Source organism: Streptomyces antioxidans, from assembly GCF_000968685.2.
GTDB classification, from domain to species: domain Bacteria; phylum Actinomycetota; class Actinomycetes; order Streptomycetales; family Streptomycetaceae; genus Streptomyces; species Streptomyces antioxidans.
On sequence record NZ_LAKD02000039.1, the window covers coordinates 14813 to 31948 of the forward strand.

Below are 17136 nucleotides of genomic sequence, written 5' to 3' on the forward strand. Positions count from 1 at the left end.
CGTTTGAGGAGCGGGGTCCGGGGCGGAGCCCCGGTTGTGGGAAGGGGCGGGTAGGGGAACAGCCCGCCGCAGGCGAACCCCCCGCAGGCGAACCCGCGGGTCAGCCCACCATCGCCCGCTCCTCCCCGGAGGGCACCGCGGGCGCGGCCTCGCCCCTGGGCTCGGCCACCCGGTCCCGGGTCCCGCCCCGGTGGGCGGGGTCGTGGACCTCGCCGACCAGCTTCTCCAGGACGTCCTCCAGGGCCACAAGTCCCAGCACCGTGCCCGACGCGTCGGCGACGGCCGCCAGATGGGAGGCGGCCCGGCGCATCGCGGTGAGGGCGTCGTCCAGCGGGAGCTCCGCCCGGAGCGTCTCGATGGGATGCCAGAGCCGCTGTGGCACGGCCCGCTCCGGGAACTCCAGCTCCAGGACGTCCTTCACATGCAGATAGCCCATGAAGGCGCCGCCGGGGCCGCGCACCGGGAAGCGTGAGTAGCCGGTGCGCACGGTCAGCTCCTCGATCTGCCGGGGGGTGACCGAGGGGTCCACGGTGACCAGGCCCGCCGGGTCCAGCAGGACGTCGGTGACCGGGCGGCTGCCCAGCTCCAGGGCGTCCGCGAGCCGTTCCTGCTCCCCGGGATCGAGCAGCCCGGCCTGCCGGGAGTCCTCGACCAGATGGGTCAGCTGCTCGCTGGTGAAGACGGCCTCGATCTCGTCCTTGGGCTCCACCCGGAACAGCCGCAGCACCACCCGGGCGCACGCCCCCAGCAGCGCGGTGACCGGGCGGCACAGCCGCGCGAAGGCGACCAGCCCGGGGCCGAGCCACAGCGCGGTCTTGTCCGGCGCCGCCATGGCCAGGTTCTTCGGCACCATCTCGCCGATGACCAGGTGGAGGAAGACCACCAGGGCGAGCGCGATGGCGTAACCGAGCGGATGGATCAGCTGCTCGGGCAGATGAACGGCGTGGAAGACCGGTTCAAGCAGCTCGGCGACGGTCGGCTCGGCGACCGCGCCGAGGGTCAGCGAGCAGACGGTGATGCCGAACTGGGCGGCCGCCATCATCTGCGGCAGGTTCTCCAGGCCCGTGAGCACCGTACGAGCGCGCGCGGAGCCCTCGGCCGCGCGCGGCTCGATCTGGCTGCGGCGCACCGAGACCAGGGCGAACTCGGCGCCCACGAAGAAGCCGTTGGCCAGGACCAGCAGCACGGCGAAGAGAAGCTGTACCAGGCTCATCGTCCGTCCGCCTTCCCGGCCACGGCGTGGGCAGTCATCTGGACGGACGGCGTACCCGGCTTCGTACGGACGATGCGCACCAGCTCCGCCCGGTGGTGGCCGACCTGCCGGACGGCCAGCTTCCAGCCGGGCAGCTCGGCGATATCGCCGGGGGCGGGGATCCGCGCCAGCAGATCGGCCACCAGCCCGGCCACGGTCTCGTACGGCCCGTCGGGCACGTCGAGGCCGATCCGGCGCAGGGTGTCGACGCGGCAGCCGCCGTCGGCGTCCCATACGGGGCGGCCGTCCTCGGTGAGGGCCTGCACCAGGTCGGGGGTCTCCGCGGTCTCGTCGTCGTGCTCGTCGCGCACCTCGCCGACCAGCTCCTCGACGATGTCCTCCAGGGTGACCACACCGGCCGTGCCGCCGTACTCGTCGACGACCACGGCTATCGGCTGCTCGCTGCGCAGCTGCTCCAGCAGCGGCTGGACCGGCAGCGTCTCGGGGACCAGCACCGGGGGCTGGGCGATCCGGCTGACGGGGGTGCGCAGCCGGTCGTCCGACGGCACCGCGAGGGCGTCCTTGAGGTGCACCATCCCGATGACCTCGTCAAGCCGGTCGCGGTAGACGGGGAAGCGGGACAGCCCGGTGGCCCGGGTGAGATTGAGCACGTCCACGGCGGTCGCCGTGGAGTGCAGCGCGCTGACCCGCACCCGCGGGGTCATCACATGCTGGGCGGTCAGCTCGCCCAGCGAGAGGGTGCGGACGAACAGGTCGGCCGTGTCCTGCTCGAGCGCGCCGGCCCGCGCCGAGTGACGGGCGAGCGAGACCAGCTCACCGGGGGTGCGGGCGGAGGCCAGCTCCTCGGTGGGCTCCACGCCCAGCGCCCGCACCAGCCGGTTGGCCACGGTGTTGAGCAGGGCGATCACGGGCCGGAAGAAGCGGGCGAAGGCGTACTGCGGGCCCGCGACGAAGCGGGCGACCTGCAGCGGCCGGGAGACCGCCCAGTTCTTGGGCACCAGCTCGCCGATGACCATCTGGACGGCGGACGCCAGCAGCATGCCGAGCACGATGGCGACGCCGGGGACGGCGCCGTGCGGCAGTCCGACCGCTTCCAGCGGCGCGGTCAGCAGATGGCCGAGCGCGGGCTCGGCCAGCATGCCGACGATCAGCGAGGTGATGGTGATGCCCAGCTGGGTGCCGGAGAGCTGGAAGGACAGCTCGCGCAGCGCCTCGACGACGGTACGGGCGCGCTTGTCGCCCTCGTCTGCGGCTCGCTCGGCGTCCGGCCGCTCGACGGTGACCAGGCCGAATTCGGCGGCCACGAAGAAGCCGTTGGCGAGGATCAGGACGAGTGCCGCGGACAGCAACAGGAGGGCCAGGGTGATGCTCATGCCGCCGCCTCGTGGTCGGCGGCGGCGCAGGTACTACAGGACGATCCGTCCATCTGCTGAGGGAGTCACTCCTCGGGTCGCAGGGGAGCCCGCCAGGGGCGCACGCGCGCGTGCGCGCTTCAGAGGCGGGGCGGGGCACCGTTCGGCCCCGGCAACAGAGTAATCAAGGATGGGGCGTGACGGGCAGGCCCCTCACGCCGTTGGAGTGCAGAGCCACGCGTCGGCCGGTTCGTGGGGCCCGCCCGGCAGGGGGCGGAAGCGGACGTAAAGGGGCCGCTCAACACCGCGGGGCCGGGCGGCCCTGCCGGGCGGCTCAGTCCTTGGCACGGCCCGTCCCGTGCCGCTCGGCGAGGGCGCGCAGGGCCCGCGCGTCGCTGATCGCGTGCGCCTTGGCGATGCCCGGCTGGATGCCCATCGCGGGCAGGCTGGTGCCGTCGGCGAGGTCCAGATAGACCCAGGGGTCGCCGGGGCGCAGATTCACCCGGAGCACCTCGGCCCACTCCAGCCGGCGCTTGGTGGTGAGGTTGACCACGGTCACCCCGCCCTCCTCGGCCACCACCTTGGGGCGGCTGAGCAGCATCAGCACCCCGAAGAACAGCAGTCCGGTGAGGATGAAGCTGGCCCGCTCGCCCGGCCCCAGCCGCTCCAGCAGCAGGGCGACGGCCGTGAGGACGACCAGGACGGCGACACCGACGGTCGTCAGCACGGCCCGGGTCCTGGTGGGCCGGAAGGTGACGGGCAGGGCGGGGGTGGGCGCGGCGGCGGACACGTGGTCGGCCTCTCGGATGGGAGGGAACGGGATACGGGATAGCGGGTGGGGCGACGGGCCGGCCGTCAGAGGCGGCAGGCGTGGATGCCGGTGGTGAGGATGGCCCGTGCCCCCAGGTCGTAGAGCTCGTCCATGATCCGCTGGGCGTCCTTGGCGGGGACCATCGAGCGGACCGCGACCCAGCCCTCGTGGTGCAGCGGGGAGACGGTGGGCGACTCCAGGCCCGGGGTGAGCGCCACGGCGCGCTCCACCTGCTCCACCCGGATGTCGTAGTCCATCATCACGTAGCGCCTGGCCACCAGGACGCCCTGCATCCGGCGGAGGAACTGCTGGACCTTGGGGTCGTCGCTGGGGTCGCCGGTGCGTCGGATGACGACCGCCTCGGACTCCAGGATGGGCTCGCCGATGATCTCCAGCCCGGCGTTGCGCAGGGTGGTGCCGGTCTCGACCACATCCGCGATGACCTCGGCGACACCGAGCTGGATGGCGGTCTCCACGGCGCCGTCGAGGTGGACCACGGCGGCGTCCACTCCGCTGTCGGCGAGGTGCTTGGTGACCAGTCCGGCGAAGGAGGTGGCCACGGTCATCCCGCCGAACTCGCTGACGTCCCTGGCCGTGCCGGGGCGGGTGGCGTAGCGGAAGGTGGACCCGGCGAAGCCGAGCTGCATGATCTCCTCGGCCTGGGAGCCGGAGTCCAGCAGCAGATCGCGGCCGGTGATGCCGATGTCGAGCCTGCCGGAACCCACGTAGACGGCGATGTCGCGGGGGCGGAGGAAGAAGAACTCCACCTCGTTCTCCGCGTCGACCAGGACCAGCTCCTTGCGGTCCTTGCGCTGCCGGTAGCCCGCCTCATGGAGCATCGCCGACGCAGGCTCGGACAGTGAACCCTTGTTGGGGACGGCGATGCGCAGCATGAGTGCTCTTTCCTTACTTCGGTGGCTCGGTGGCTCGGTGGCCGGGGCGGCTGGCGGTGGTGTTCAGAGATGGGCGTAGACGTCGTCGAGGGTCAGCCCCTTGGCGACCATCATCACCTGAAGGTGGTACAGGAGCTGGGAGATCTCCTCGGCGGTCGCCTCGTCGCTCTCGTACTCGGCGGCCATCCACACCTCGGCGGCCTCCTCCACGACCTTCTTGCCGATGGTGTGCACACCGGAGTGGACCAGCTCGGCGGTGCGGGAGGTGGCGGGGTCGGCCGTGGCGGCCTTCTGCTGGAGCTCGGCGAAGAGCTCCTCGAACGTCTTCTTGGGCATCGTGTCCGTCATCCTACTTGGGTCGTGCGACGCCCCTCAGCGCCAGGGTTCGGCGACCGAGCGCAGGGTGGTGGCGGTGGCGACGGCCGCGGTGACCGCCTCGTGGCCCTTGTCCTCGCTGGAGCCCGCGATCCCGGCCCGGTCCAGGGCCTGCTCCTCGGTGTCGCAGGTCAGCACGCCGAAGCCGATGGGCACGCCGGTGTCCACGCTGACCTGGGTCAGCCCCTGGGTGACGCCCTGGCACACATAGTCGAAGTGCGGGGTGCCGCCGCGGATGACCACGCCCAGGGCCACGATCGCGTCGTAGCCGCGGCCCGCGAGCACCTTGGCGACCACCGGCAGTTCGAAGCTGCCCGGCACCCGCAGCACGGTGGGCCCGTCGATGCCGAGCTCGCCCAGCGCGCGCAGGGCGCCGTCGAGCAGCCCGTCCATCACCTGCTCGTGCCACTGTGCGGCGATGACGGCGACGCGCAGGTCCCCGCAGCTCTTCACGGACAGTTCGGGGGCGCCCTTACCGCTCACGTCTCTCCTCGGTGTTTCTGGTGTTTCTGGTGTTCCGGTGGTGCTTCTGTGGTGGTGGGTGGCTACTGGTTGCCGCAGGCCGACATGGGTTCGGCGCGCTCGCCGTCCAGCCAGGGCAGGTCGTGCCCCATCCGGTCCCGCTTGGTGCGGAGGTAGCGGAGGTTGTGCTCCCCGGCCTGGACGGGCATCGGCTCCCGGCCGGTGACCCGCAGCCCGTGGCGCACCAGCGCCGTGGTCTTCTCGGGGTTGTTGGTCATCAGCCGCAGCGAGCGCACGCCGAGGTCGGCGAGGATCTCCGCACCCGCGGCGTAGTCCCGCGCGTCGGCGGGCAGGCCGAGCTCCAGATTGGCGTCCAGGGTGTCCCGGCCCAGCTCCTGCAGCTCGTACGCGCGCAGCTTGGACAGCAGGCCGATACCGCGCCCCTCATGGCCGCGCAGATACAGCACGATGCCCCGGCCCTCGGCGGTGACCCGCTCCAGAGCGGCGTGCAGCTGGGGGCCGCAGTCGCAGCGCAGCGAGTGGAAGACATCGCCGGTGAGGCATTCGGAGTGGACGCGGACCAGCACGTCCTCGCCGTCCTTGAGGTCGCCCTGAACCAGCGCGATGTGCTCGACGCCGTCGGTCGCGCGGTAGCCGTACGCCCGGAAGTCGCCGAAGGCGGTGGGCAGCCGGGTCTCGGCCTCCCGCCGCACCAGCGGCTCGGCGGGCTTGCGGTACGCGATCAGATCGGCGATGGAGACGATCGCCAGGTCGTGCTTGTGGGCGAAGGCGACCAGGTCGGGCAGGCGCAGCATGGCGCCGTCCTCCCCCGCGATCTCGCAGATCACGGCCGCCGGGCGCAGTCCGGCCAGCCGGGCGAGGTCGACCCCGGCCTCGGTGTGGCCGTCGCGCTCGAGCACCCCGCCCGGGCGGGCGCGCAGCGGGAAGATGTGGCCGGGACGTACGAGGTCGCCGGGGGCGGTGGCCGGGTCGGCCAGCAGCCGCAGGGTGGTGGCCCGGTCGGCGGCGGAGATTCCGGTGCTGACGCCGTGTTCGGCGGTGGCGTCGACCGAGACGGTGAAGGCGGTCCGCATGGACTCGGTGTTCTCCTCGACCATCTGCGGAAGCCGCAGCCGGTCGAGGTCGGCGGGGTCCATGGGCGCGCAGATGAGCCCCCGGCACTCGTTCATCATGAAGGCGACGATCTCGGGGGTGATCGTCTCGGCGGCGGCGACGAGGTCGCCCTCGTTCTCCCGGTCCTCGTCGTCCACGACGACCACGGGGCGGCCCGCGGCGATGTCGGCGATGGCGCGCTCGATGGGGTCCAGCGCCAGTTCGTCGGGCCAGTGCGCGGCTCGCAGGGGGGCGGCGGGGCCGCCGCTGGGGGAGGCGGCCGGTCCGCCGTGGGGGGAGGCGGCCGGTCCGCTGCTGGGATGCGGTTCGGTCACCGCGTATGCCTCACTCATGAGATGTGGCCTCCTTGTCCTGCGTGCCGTTGTCGCGTCCCAGCAGCCGCTCGACGTATTTGGCGAGTACGTCCACCTCGAGGTTGACCGGGTCCCCGGCCTGTTTGACCCCGAGCGTGGTGAGCGCGAGGGTCGTCGGGATGAGGCTGACGGTGAAGTAGTCGGGGCCCGCGTCCACGACGGTGAGGCTGATGCCGTCCACCGTGATGGAGCCCTTCTCGACGACGTAGCGGCTGAGTTCGGCGGGCAGCGAGATCTTCACGATCTCCCAGTGCTCGGAGAGCTTGCGCTCCACGATGGCGCCGGTGCCGTCCACATGGCCCTGCACGATGTGGCCGCCGAGCCGCCCGCCCAGCGCCATCGGGCGCTCCAGGTTGACCCGGGAGCCGATGTCGAGCGCGCCGAGGCTGGAGCGGTTCAGGGTCTCGGCCATCACATCGGCGCCGAACCGGGTGCCCTCCGCGTCCTCGGTGATGTCGACGACGGTGAGACAGACGCCGTTGACGGCGATGGAGTCGCCGTGCTTCGCCCCTTCGGCGACGACGGGGCCGCGTACCTGGAAACGGGACGCGTCGCCCAGGTGCTCGATGGCGACGATCTCACCCAGTTCTTCGACAATTCCGGTGAACACTTCAGTTCTCCTCGGCTGGGTCGGTGGCGGAAAGGGGCACGGGTACGGGCACGGCGGTGATGCGCAGATCGGGACCGAGCCGGGTCACATCGGCCGTCTCGAGGCGCAACGCCTGCGTGATGGTGGTGATTCCGGCGTCGGCGAGGGCGGCGGGGCCCGCGCCGAGCAGGACGGGGGCGAGATAGCCGACGACCTTGTCGACAGCGTCCGCGGCGAGGAACGCCCCGGCGAGGGTGGGCCCGCCCTCCAGCAGGACGGAGCGCACCCCGCGGCCGTGCAGCTCGGCCAGGAGCGCGGGGATCCGGAGCCCGGTTTCCGCGCGCGGCAGCCTTACGGTCTCCACGCCGGGCCGCCGCGGCAGATGGGCGATGCCCGCGTCCTCGGCGACGGCGATCAGCGTGGGCGCGGCGCCGTCCAGGACCCGGGCGCCGGGCTTGATGGTGGCGCCCGTGTCCACGACGATCCGCAGCGGCTGGGTGGCGCCCTCCTGGTCACGTACGGCCAAGTGGGGATCGTCGGCGCGCAGGGTGCCGGAGCCGACGACGACGGCGTCGGCCTCCGCGCGCAGCCGGTGCACATCGGCGCGGGACTCGGCGGAGGTGATCCAGCGGCTGGTGCCGTCGGCGGCGGCGCTGCGGCCGTCCAGGGTCGCGGCGAACTTCCACAGCACGAAGGGGCGGCCACGGCGCATCGCGGTCAGCCACGGCTCGTTGACCGCCTCGGCCTCGTCGGCCAGCAGCCCGGCCTCGGCCTCGACCCCGGCGGCGGCGAGGGTGGCCGCGCCGCCCGTGGCCTGGGCGGTGGGGTCGGCGACGGCGTAGTGGACGCGGGAGATCCCGGCGGCGATCAGCGCCTGCGAGCAGGGACCGGTGCGGCCGGTGTGGTCGCAGGGCTCGAGGGTGACGAGGGCGGTGCCGCCGCGGGCCCGCTCCCCCGCCGCGCGCAGCGCGTGGACCTCGGCGTGCGGGCCGCCGGCCCGCTGGTGCCAGCCCTCGCCGACGACGCGGCCGCCCGTGTCGAGGACGACGCAGCCGACGACGGGGTTGGGGCTGGTGTGGCCGAGGCCGCGGGCGGCGAGCGCGATGGCACGGCGCATCGCTCGGGCTTCGGCTGCGGTGGCCACCGGGTCCTCCTGCCTCTTACGGGCACGGACTCCGGGGCGTCGAGATGACCTGGAAGCGGAAACGCCGCCGCCAGCACGCCGGGATCAGCGAAGCGTCCGCCATCCCGCATGCGCGAGAACGGACCGCCGAGGCGACGCACCGGTGATGTCGCTACCGCCGCGCACTGCCTCCCATCCGGACTTTCACCGTCGGTCCAGGAATTTCACCTGGTCAACCGGCCGCTGGCGGCGGACGGGTCGCGGACTGTAACCGCCGGTTCGGATTTTCACCGACCCCGGAGTGCGCTGACGTCACTGGTACGGGCCCAGTGTGCCACGGCCATCAGCCCAGCCGGGACCCGACCCCCATGTGGCCTCCCTCACGGAGACGAGCCCCGGGGCGCCAGAGCGGACCGCCCCGCGAGGCGCCCGCGCGAGGTGCCCCACCCGAGGGGACTCCCCGTCCCCTGGCCGGGTGCGACGCCATCTCGGCCCCGAGCCCGACCGGGTGCGCCGCCTCGGGCCACCGGTGCAAATTCCCCATTCCCGCCCCTTCCCGAAACGGGGGCCCGGCCCCCGGCCCCCCGGTGGTCCCGGCACCGCTTCCGCACCGATGGCCCGAGCCTGGGCAGCCACCGGTGACACCCCAAGGGATCGCGCAACCGGGAGCCCGCGCAACCACCGACCGCGGGCCCCCGCCCCCCACCGCCTGTAGGGCACCGGGGCGTAGGCTGCCCGCCGCCGCACGGGCACCGCTCCCGAACGGAACCCACCGACTACCCCACACCGGGCACGAGCACCCACCGGCAATGCCACCGAGGCATAGACGGGCCGCCGCCGCACGGGGGGGGCGCTCCCGGACGGGGCCCGGGGGCTCGCCCCCGGTTCGGGAAGGGGCGGGGCGGGGAGAAAAACGCCCCTGCCACCGCCAGCCCGGGAACCACCGCGACCACCGACCGCGAACCGCCCGCAGGGCGCTCGGCCCCGGAGGCCGGGCACCACGGCGCGGAGGCGGTTCCCGATCCGGGGCCCGGGGCTTGCCCCAGGCCCCGGATCGGGAAGGGGCGGGGCGGGGAGCGAGACGCCCGTCAGCCCTGGGCGATGCTGTCCAGTTGTTCCACCGCCGGTCGCAGGGCCCACAGGTCGCCGCCGGGCGGGGGCTGGAGCTTGGGTAGTGCCGCGCGGGCCTTACGGTCACCGGCGTCGGCCGCCGCGTGGACGATGTCGCTCGCCGCGTAGGCGCGGAAGTCGAGCTCCGGGTACGGCCAGGGCTCGGCGCCGGTGGCCGCCGGGAGCAGGACGTCGACCGCCTTGAAGAGGTTGGCGCCGCCGGACCCGGTGTAGTGCCACAGGTCCACCCCGATCTGCTTCCCGATGGCGGCCATCCGGACGTACGCGACCAGGTTGAACGTCGAGTAGTGGAAGCTCCGGGTCCGCTCCAGCTCCTGCGGCTGCGTGCCGTCGGCCGCGATCTGGGTGTCGATGCGCTTGGTGCGGGCGTCGCGGAGCACCTGGCGGGCGCGGTCCCGGTCGCCCACGGCGGTGGCGATCGCGGCGACCTGCATGTCGTAGAAGGTGCCGTGGTTGTTCTCGGTGGCGCCCTCCTCCTTGCCGAAGTCGCTGTTCACCAGCCAGTCCAGGAACTGCTCGTTCCAGGTGCGGAAGCCCGCGTGGTCGCTCTCGGTCCAGCCGGGGGCGCCGGTGTCGAGCAGCGCGGCGGCGTCGAGGAGGCTGGTGAAGGCCTGGGAGAAGTCGATGATCCCGATCGAACGGCCGTCTGACATGCAGGGGATGAACTGGGCGTGGTTCAGGTTCGGATTCATCCGGGTCGCCGGGCTGACGAACCAGGTGCGCAGGATGTCGGCCGCGTGCTCAGCGTAGGCCCGCTCACCGGTGTAGTACCAGGCCAGGGAGAGCTCGTAGGCGGACTCGAAGACCTTGCCGACCTCGGGACGGTCCGTCATCTTGTCCACATCGGGGTTCCGTTGGCCATCCTTCTGAACGTAGGGACAGCCATACGGATTGTCGTCGGTCTTGGGCTGGGTCGGCCAGAAGTACGGGGCCTGGCTGAAGTAGTCGTGCTTGTCGCCGCTGGGCGGCACCTGGTCCTTGTCGGTGACCGTCCAGGGGCCCTGCTCCATCCACTGGTCGGCCTGGGTGGTCAGATCGCGTACGGTCCGCCGCAAATCCCGGTCTCCCAGCTGCAGTTTCAGCTTGGTGAGGGACAGCCGGGCCCCATCGAGCACCACCGTACGGGGCACCGGGCCGGACTGCCCGACGCGCTCGGCGCCCTGCGCGGAGGGGGCGGCGGGGATCGCCAGGACGGCCAGGAGGGCGGAGGCGGTGACGATCGCCCGGGCGATCCGCCCGCGTCCCGCTGGAGGTGCACCCATCGAGCACTCCAATCAGATAGCTGAACGCTATTCAGAATTGAGATCGGGCTCAGCGTAAGGCGGCTCCATGGGCACGACAAGAGATCGCACAGGAATGCCCTCGCCCCACGGACGCGGCGCGCGCCGGAGGGGCCGCGGCGGATGCAGGGCCACCGAGCGCCGAGGCGCTACACCGCGCCGAACAGCTCGTTCTGCGTCGCGTCCAGCGCCGTCAGCACGGCGCCCCGCAGCACCCCGCCGCCACCCACCACCCCCGCGCGCACCCACGTCCGCAGCGGCGACAGCCGGGCCACATGCTCCTCCACCCGGCGGGCGAGTCCGTCGCCCCCGGCCCGGCCGACCTCGCCGCCGAGCACCGCGCACCCCGGGTCGAGCACCGCGCAGATCGCGGCGACACCCAGCGCGATACGGGCCGCCAGCGCGTCCAGGAACGTCTCGCCCCGCTCCCCCGCCTCCAGGGCCGCGCGGATCACCGCCTCCGCCGCGCCGGAGCCCTCCGCCCCGACCCCGCGCGAACCGCCCGCCGCGGCCTCCAGGCCGTGCCGCCGGGCGAGTTCACAGACCGCGGCGCTGCCCACCAGGGAGTGGAACCCGCCGTCGCAGCCGGTGGCGGAGGGCAGCCCCACGGTGCCCGGGACCGGCAGAAAGCCGATCTCCCCGGTGCCGCCGGACGCTCCGCGCCGCAGCTTCCGGTCGAGCACCACGGCCGCGCCGATGCCATGGCCGAGCCACAGCAGCACGAAGGTGTCGCGGTCGCGCACCGCGCCCAGCCGCTGTTCGGCGACGGCCGCGAGATTGACCTCGTTCTCCAGCAGCACCGGCCCCGCGAGGCCGCCGTGCAGCGCGGTGGCCAGTTCCCGGTGCCAGGAGGGCAGCCCGCCCGGCGAGTTGAGCTCCCCCGTGGCGGGGTCGATGAGACCGGGGGCCCCGATGCCGATGTGGTGCAGCCGCGCCGCCCCGGCCCGTTCGGCGGCCCGCTCCACCAGGGCCACCGCGGCGGCCACGGTGTGCGCAGGATCCATGTCCGGGGCCACCGGAAGCGACTCCTCCGCCACGGTCCGGCCCAGCAGATCGGCCACGCACACGGCGACGCGGTCCGTACGGACGTCGACCCCGGCCACATGCGCGCTGTCGGCCACGATCCCGTACACCCGGGCGTTGGGCCCCCGGCGCTCCGCCCCCGACTCCCCCACGACCGCCACCAACCCGGTCTGCATCAGCCGCTCGACCAGGTCCGCGATGGTGGGACGGGACAGCCCGGTCAGTGACTTGAGCTCCCCCGCGGTCAACGGCCCCCGTTCCTTGAGCAGCTGCAGGGCGAGGCGGTCGTTGATGGCCCGCGCCGTGCTCGGAGAGGCGGTGCGGCCCGCCATGGACACGCTCGTCGAGGTCATGCCCGGATCCTGCCAGAGGGGCACGGGAAAAGCTCTATCTATCAGGGACCCTTCCTGATAGTTTCCGGTGGGCCCACGGCACGGGCCGGGCACAATCACGCACGCGTACGGGCAGGCACGCGCACGCACGGGTACGGAACAACGGGCACGCGGGCACGGATGCGGACAGCGGGTCGGCGCTACGGGGAGGGTGCGACAGGTATGGGCAAGCTCAAGGAGTCCGGGGCGTCCGAGATGCGCCCCGTACGGCGGGCACGAATCGCCGTGGCGGCGGTGTTCGCCGTGCACGGCGCGGTGACCGGCAACTTCGCCACCCGTATCCCCTGGATCCAGGAGCGGCTGGACCTGAGCGCCGGTCAACTCGGCCTCGCGCTCGCCTTTCCCGCCATCGGGGCCTCGGTCGCGATGCCCCTCGCCGGGCGGATCAGCCATCGCTTCGGCGCCCGCGCGGCGCTGCGCGGACTGCTCGCCCTGTGGACCGCCTGGCTGGCGATGCCCCCGCTCGCGCCGGGTCTGGTCTGGCTGTGCGGTGCGCTCCTGATCTTCGGCGCGGTCGCCGGAACGTCCGACGTCGCCATGAACGCCCTCGGCGTGGAGATCGAGAACCGCCTCGGCCGCTCGATCATGTCCGGGCTGCACGGCATGTGGAGCGTCGGCGCGCTCACCGGCTCGGCGGCGGGCACGGTCGCCGCGCACGCCGATGCCGACGCCCGGCTCCATCTCGCCATCGCCGCCGGGGTCCTTACGGTGCTCGGCGCGGTGGCCTGCCACTGGGTCCTGGATCTGCGCAGCGCCCCCGAGGAGCATCCGCCGCCGCACTTCGCGCTGCCGCCGCGCTCCGCGCTGATCATCGGCGCGGTGGGGTTCTGCGCGGTGTTCGCGGAGGGGGCGAGCCTGGACTGGTCGGCGGTCTATCTGCGCGACGTCATGGACACCTCCCCCGGTGTCGCCGCCGCCTGCACCACCGCCTTCTCCTGCACGATGGCCGGTGCCCGGCTCGTCGGGGACGCGGTGGTGGCCCGCTTCGGCCCGGTGCGGACCGTACGGACGGGCGGCGTCCTGGCCACCGCCGGGGGTCTCCTCGTGGTCACCGCCTCCGGGCCCGCCCTCGCCATCACCGGATTCGGGCTCATCGGTCTGGGCATCGCGGTCGTGGTGCCGCTGGCCTTCGCCGCCGCGGGGCGCAGCGGCCCGGCCCCGAGCCAGGCCATCGCGGGCGTCGCCACCATCACCTACACCTCGGGGCTGATCGCTCCGGCGGCGATGGGCTCGATCGCGGATCTGACCTCGCTGACGATCTCGTTCTGCCTGGTCACGACGTTGGCGCTGGGGCTGGTGGCGGGGGCCGGGGTGTTGCGGACCCCGGCGGGGACGGACGCCACGGACTCCGCACCGCACCCGGACCCGGACGCGTCGACGTCCCGGGCGACGCTTTCCTGACGGGGCGGGGGCGAGCCCCGCCCGGGGGCGGGGCCGGGTCGCCAGAGGGCGGGGCCGGGTCGCCGGAAGCGGGCCGGGACCGCGGGGACGATGGTGCACCCTCTCGGACACCGCCATCGTTCGGTGAGCGCCGAAGGGATCCGGCCGTACGGTCGGTGCCATGAGCGCTACGAGCGACGGTCCGGCCCCCGACCGCCACACCGCCTTCCGCCAACTCCACCACGGCGAACGCCCCCTGCTGCTGCCCAACGCGTGGGACCACGCCTCCGCCGCCGCCCTCGTCCGGCGTGGCTTCCCCGCCATCGGCACCACCAGCCTCGGTGTGGCCGCGGCGGCCGGGCTGCCGGACGCGACGGGCGCCGCCCGCGACGGCACCCTCGCCCTCGCCCGTGGCATCGCCCGGCTCCCGGCGCTGGTGAGCGTCGACATCGAGGGCGGGTTCGGCGAACGGCCCGAGGAGGTCGCGGCGGTCGCCGCCGAGCTGGACCGGACCGGGGTGGTCGGCGTGAACATCGAGGACGGGCGCCCCGACGGCACCCTCGCACCGCTGGCCCGGCAGCGCGCGGTGATCGAGGCGGTCAAGGAGCGGGTGCCCCGGCTGTTCGTGAACGCCCGGACAGACACCTACTGGGTCGCGGCGACCGGTGGCGGCACCCCGCCCTCGCTGGCCGCCACCGCCGAGCGCATCGAGGCGTATGTGCGGGCGGGCGCGGACGGGATCTTCGTACCCGCGCTCGCCGATGAGCAGAACATCGGCGCACTGGCCGACGACCTCGGCGAGATCCCGCTGAACATCCTCTTCACGCCCGGCCGCCACACCTATGAGCGGCTGGCGGAGCTCGGGGTGCGGCGGATCAGCTGCGGTTCGCTGCTCTTCCGGGCCGCCCTGGACCGCGCCGTCGAGCTGGCCTGGTCGATCGCCCACCCGGACGTCCGTACCGACCTCGACGGGGCCGCCGGCCCGCGCTCCTATGCGGCGGCGCAGTCGCTGGCCGAGGACTTCGCGGAAGCCGATCCCAGCTAGCCGCACGGCGCATATTTTCGGCCAACTACCATTGCCGCGAATCCCGCAGCGATGAAGTGGAGCAGTCATGGGCCTCGGCGTGGGCTGGACCCTGCACGGCGATGGGCGCACCCCCGCCCCCGGTGCCGTCGTCAAGCCGGATGAGCGGCTGTCGTGGCCGAGGACGGTGGGGCTCGGCGCGCAGCACGTCGTGGCCATGTTCGGGGCCAGCTTCGTCGCCCCGGTGCTGATGGGGCTGGACCCCAACCTCGCGATCATGATGTCCGGGGTCGCGACCATCCTCTTCCTGCTCGCGACCCGTGGCCGGATCCCCAGCTATCTGGGGTGCAGCCTGTCCTTCGTCGGCGTGGCCGCCGCGATCAGGGCGCAGGGCGGTGGCAGCGCCGCCGTCACCGGGGCGATCCTGGTGGTCGGCGGGGTGCTGCTGCTGAGCGGTCTGGCGGTACGGACGTTCGGCGCCCGGATCATCCACGCGGCGATGCCGCCGGTGGTGACCGGTGCGGTGGTCATGCTGATCGGGTTCAACCTCGCGCCGGTGACCGCGGGGACGTACTGGCCCGCCGATCAGTGGACCGCGCTGCTGACGATGCTGCTCACCGGGGCGGCGGTGGTCTGTCTGCGGGGCTTCTGGTCGCGTATCGCGATCTTCCTGGGGCTGGTCTTCGGCTATGCGGTCTCCTGGGTCTTCGACCGCGTCTTCGGCAGGATCCACTCCCTTGACGGCAGTGGACGGGTCACCGACCACTGGCGGCTGGACCTCTCCGGTGTGGGCAAGGCGGACTGGATCGGTCTGCCGTCCCTGCACGGGCCCACCTTCCACTGGTCGGCGGTGCTGGTGGCACTGCCGGTGGTGATCGCGCTGATCGCCGAGAACGCCGGGCATGTGAAGGCGGTCGGCGAGATGATCGGCGATCCGCTCGACGACCAGCTGGGCACGGCGATCGCCGCGGATGGGGCGGCGACCATGATCTCCACTTCGGTCGGTGGCCCGGCCAATACGACGTATTCCGAGAACATCGGGGTCATGGCCGCGACCCGGGTGTACTCCACCGCCGCGTACTGGGCCGCCGCGGGCTTCGCGCTGCTCTTCGGACTGTGCCCGAAGTTCGGCGCGGTGGTGGCGGCGGTGCCGGGCGGGGTGCTGGGCGGGATCACCGTCATCCTCTACGGGATGATCGGGCTGCTCGGTGCGCAGATCTGGGTGCACAACAAGGTGGACCTGCGCAATCCGGTCAATCTGGTGCCGGTCGCGGCGGGCGTCATCATCGGCGTGGGCGGCGTCAGCCTGAAGATCGGCGACAACTTCGAGCTGGGCGGGATCGCGCTCGGCACGGTGGTGGTGTTGCTCGGCTACCACGTGCTGCGTGCTCTGGCCCCGGCGCATCTGAAGCGGGGGGAGCCGCTGCTGGACGCGGGGACGAGCGGATACGACGACGAACGACCGGCGTAGGCGCGGGGGGCGTTCGGCGGGCTGTGGCGCCTGCGGCGGGCCTTCCCCCTCCCCGCCCCTTCCCGGACCTGGGGCTCCGCCCCAGCCCCCGGGCGTTCAGGGGTGAAGCAGCTGCCACGCGACGGAGCCGCGCAACCCCAGGGCCTCAGCCTTGTGGGGCGAGGTCCTGGAGGCCCACCACCCGTAGCAGTTCCAGCCGCTCCGCGGACTCCGTGCCGGGGCGGGCCGTGTGGACGATCAGGCGCTGGGCGTGTTCCGAGCTCAGCAGGACCTCGCAGTCCAGCTCCATCGTCCCCACCACCGGGTGGGTGAACCGCTTGACCGTGGAGTGCCGGATGGCCACCTCGTGGTCCGCCCACACCGCCGCGAACTCCTCGCTGGCAGACAGCAGTTCGGCCACCAGGGCCGCCGGGCCCGGGTCGTCGGGGCGGGCCGCGAGCACGGCCCGGAGGGTGGCCACATGCAGTCGGGCGTGCTCCTCGATCTCCTCGCTCGGGAAGATCCCGGGGGTGCCGGAGGAGGCGCCGTCATCCGAGGAGGCGGCGTCGCGCCGGGTGAAGAAGCTCCGGACGATATTGCGGTCGCCGGGCGGCCGCGCCATGATGTCGCCGACCAGCGCCGCCGCCATCGCGTTCTGCGCCAGCACCTCGCCCCAGTCGGTGATCACCTGGGCCGGGGTGTCGTACAGCCGGTCAAGCACCCTCAGCAGGCCCGGCCGCACATGCTCCGAGGTGCTGCGGTCGCGCGGCGGCTCCTCCCCCACCAGGTGGAAGAGGTAGTCGCGCTCATCGTCGGTGAGCCGCAGCGCCCGGGCCAGCGCGGTCAGCATCTGGCGGGACGGGCGCGGGCCGCGGGCCTGCTCCAGCCGGGTGTAGTAGTCCGGGGACATGCCCGCGAGCTGGGCCACCTCCTCCCGGCGCAGCCCGGGCGTACGGCGCCGGGGGCCGGGCGTCAGCCCCACCTCCGCGGGGCCGAGGCGGGCGCGGCAGCGGCGCAGGAAGTCGGCGAGTTCCATTCGGTGCACCCTCCCATCGTCGCCGCGTCGGCGTCCCGTATCCAGGGTCTGCGGATCCCTGGATGAGGAGGTCTCTCCCGGCCCCGCCCGGCCCGCCGCAGGCTGGGGCCGAGCG

At 73.2% G+C, this 17136-nt stretch carries 15 protein-coding genes and 1 riboswitch; of the genes, 3 read left to right on the forward strand and 12 right to left on the reverse strand.

The window, feature by feature from the left end:
- Positions 1-100 precede the first annotated feature (100 nt).
- The 11 genes from VT50_RS15955 to VT50_RS16005 all read right to left on the reverse strand — a co-directional run bounded on the left by VT50_RS15955 (position 101) and on the right by VT50_RS16005 (position 12092).
- Positions 101-1213, reverse strand: a complete 1113-nt coding sequence (locus tag VT50_RS15955) for a hemolysin family protein (RefSeq protein ID WP_046090665.1) — start codon at positions 1211-1213, stop codon at positions 101-103.
- Positions 1210-2580, reverse strand: a complete 1371-nt coding sequence (locus VT50_RS15960; RefSeq protein WP_046090673.1) for a hemolysin family protein — start codon at positions 2578-2580, stop codon at positions 1210-1212. Before VT50_RS15960 ends, VT50_RS15955 begins: the two co-directional genes overlap by 4 nt.
- 319 nt (positions 2581-2899) lie before the next feature.
- Positions 2900-3355 carry a PH domain-containing protein gene (locus tag VT50_RS15965; protein ID WP_046090666.1) on the reverse strand — a complete coding sequence of 152 codons (456 nt, stop codon included), beginning with the start codon at positions 3353-3355 and terminating at the stop codon, positions 2900-2902.
- Between the two features lie 65 nt (positions 3356-3420).
- The gene (gene hisG, locus VT50_RS15970; RefSeq protein ID WP_046090667.1) at positions 3421-4269 is read right to left on the reverse strand and encodes an ATP phosphoribosyltransferase; all 849 of its coding nucleotides are present in this window, start codon (positions 4267-4269) and stop codon (positions 3421-3423) included.
- A gap of 63 nt (positions 4270-4332) precedes the next feature.
- Complete coding sequence (locus VT50_RS15975; protein WP_046090674.1) at positions 4333-4605, reverse strand: phosphoribosyl-ATP diphosphatase; 273 nt, start codon at positions 4603-4605, stop codon at positions 4333-4335.
- 36 nt (positions 4606-4641) lie between these two features.
- The gene (gene ribH, locus VT50_RS15980) at positions 4642-5127 is read right to left on the reverse strand and encodes a 6,7-dimethyl-8-ribityllumazine synthase (RefSeq protein ID WP_046090668.1); all 486 of its coding nucleotides are present in this window, start codon (positions 5125-5127) and stop codon (positions 4642-4644) included.
- A gap of 62 nt (positions 5128-5189) precedes the next feature.
- The gene (locus VT50_RS15985) at positions 5190-6572 is read right to left on the reverse strand and encodes a bifunctional 3,4-dihydroxy-2-butanone-4-phosphate synthase/GTP cyclohydrolase II (protein ID WP_240529186.1); all 1383 of its coding nucleotides are present in this window, start codon (positions 6570-6572) and stop codon (positions 5190-5192) included.
- The gene (locus VT50_RS15990; RefSeq protein WP_046090669.1) at positions 6565-7203 is read right to left on the reverse strand and encodes a riboflavin synthase; all 639 of its coding nucleotides are present in this window, start codon (positions 7201-7203) and stop codon (positions 6565-6567) included. The genes VT50_RS15985 and VT50_RS15990 overlap by 8 nt, the downstream gene beginning before the upstream one ends.
- 1 nt (position 7204) lies before the next feature.
- Entirely contained in the window at positions 7205-8326 is a 1122-nt protein-coding gene (gene ribD, locus VT50_RS15995; protein WP_046090670.1) for a bifunctional diaminohydroxyphosphoribosylaminopyrimidine deaminase/5-amino-6-(5-phosphoribosylamino)uracil reductase RibD, read from the reverse strand.
- Positions 8327-8483: 157 nt separating this feature from the next.
- Positions 8484-8614, reverse strand: a riboswitch (FMN riboswitch).
- A gap of 779 nt (positions 8615-9393) precedes the next feature.
- Positions 9394-10698 (reverse strand): alginate lyase family protein, encoded by a 1305-nt coding sequence (locus VT50_RS16000; RefSeq protein WP_046090779.1) that lies wholly within the window; start codon positions 10696-10698, stop codon positions 9394-9396.
- A 167-nt stretch (positions 10699-10865) separates the two neighbouring features.
- Positions 10866-12092 (reverse strand): ROK family transcriptional regulator, encoded by a 1227-nt coding sequence (locus VT50_RS16005; protein WP_046090780.1) that lies wholly within the window; start codon positions 12090-12092, stop codon positions 10866-10868.
- A gap of 201 nt (positions 12093-12293) precedes the next feature.
- Here VT50_RS16005 and VT50_RS16010 point away from each other — a divergent pair, with 201 nt between their 5' ends.
- The 3 genes from VT50_RS16010 (at position 12294) to VT50_RS16020 (ending at position 16006) form a co-directional block, all read left to right on the forward strand.
- The gene (locus VT50_RS16010) at positions 12294-13532 is read left to right on the forward strand and encodes an MFS transporter (protein ID WP_046090781.1); all 1239 of its coding nucleotides are present in this window, start codon (positions 12294-12296) and stop codon (positions 13530-13532) included.
- 160 nt (positions 13533-13692) lie between these two features.
- Complete coding sequence (locus VT50_RS16015) at positions 13693-14556, forward strand: isocitrate lyase/PEP mutase family protein (protein ID WP_046090782.1); 864 nt, start codon at positions 13693-13695, stop codon at positions 14554-14556.
- 67 nt (positions 14557-14623) lie between these two features.
- Positions 14624-16006, forward strand: a complete 1383-nt coding sequence (locus VT50_RS16020) for a uracil-xanthine permease family protein (RefSeq protein WP_046090783.1) — start codon at positions 14624-14626, stop codon at positions 16004-16006.
- A 145-nt stretch (positions 16007-16151) separates the two neighbouring features.
- Here VT50_RS16020 and VT50_RS16025 read toward each other — a convergent pair whose 3' ends face one another.
- Positions 16152-17030, reverse strand: coding sequence for a helix-turn-helix transcriptional regulator (locus tag VT50_RS16025; protein WP_046090784.1), 879 nt, complete (start codon positions 17028-17030; stop codon positions 16152-16154).
- Between the last annotated feature and the right edge of the window lie 106 nt (positions 17031-17136).

Excerpts from the sequence above, each read along its gene's own strand:
- hisG (WP_046090667.1), bottom strand. The coding sequence starts at position 4,269 with ATGCTGCGCATCGCCGTCCCCAACAAGGGTTCACTGTCCGAGCCTGCG.
- VT50_RS15985 (WP_240529186.1), bottom strand. The coding sequence starts at position 6,572 with ATGAGTGAGGCATACGCGGTGACCGAACCGCATCCCAGCAGCGGACCG.
- VT50_RS16010 (WP_046090781.1), top strand. The coding sequence starts at position 12,294 with ATGGGCAAGCTCAAGGAGTCCGGGGCGTCCGAGATGCGCCCCGTACGG.
- VT50_RS16000 (WP_046090779.1), bottom strand. The coding sequence starts at position 10,698 with ATGGGTGCACCTCCAGCGGGACGCGGGCGGATCGCCCGGGCGATCGTC.
- VT50_RS15955 (WP_046090665.1), bottom strand. The coding sequence starts at position 1,213 with ATGAGCCTGGTACAGCTTCTCTTCGCCGTGCTGCTGGTCCTGGCCAAC.
- VT50_RS16005 (WP_046090780.1), bottom strand. The coding sequence starts at position 12,092 with ATGACCTCGACGAGCGTGTCCATGGCGGGCCGCACCGCCTCTCCGAGC.
- VT50_RS15975 (WP_046090674.1), bottom strand. The coding sequence starts at position 4,605 with ATGCCCAAGAAGACGTTCGAGGAGCTCTTCGCCGAGCTCCAGCAGAAG.
- VT50_RS16015 (WP_046090782.1), top strand. The coding sequence starts at position 13,693 with ATGAGCGCTACGAGCGACGGTCCGGCCCCCGACCGCCACACCGCCTTC.
- VT50_RS16020 (WP_046090783.1), top strand. The coding sequence starts at position 14,624 with ATGGGCCTCGGCGTGGGCTGGACCCTGCACGGCGATGGGCGCACCCCC.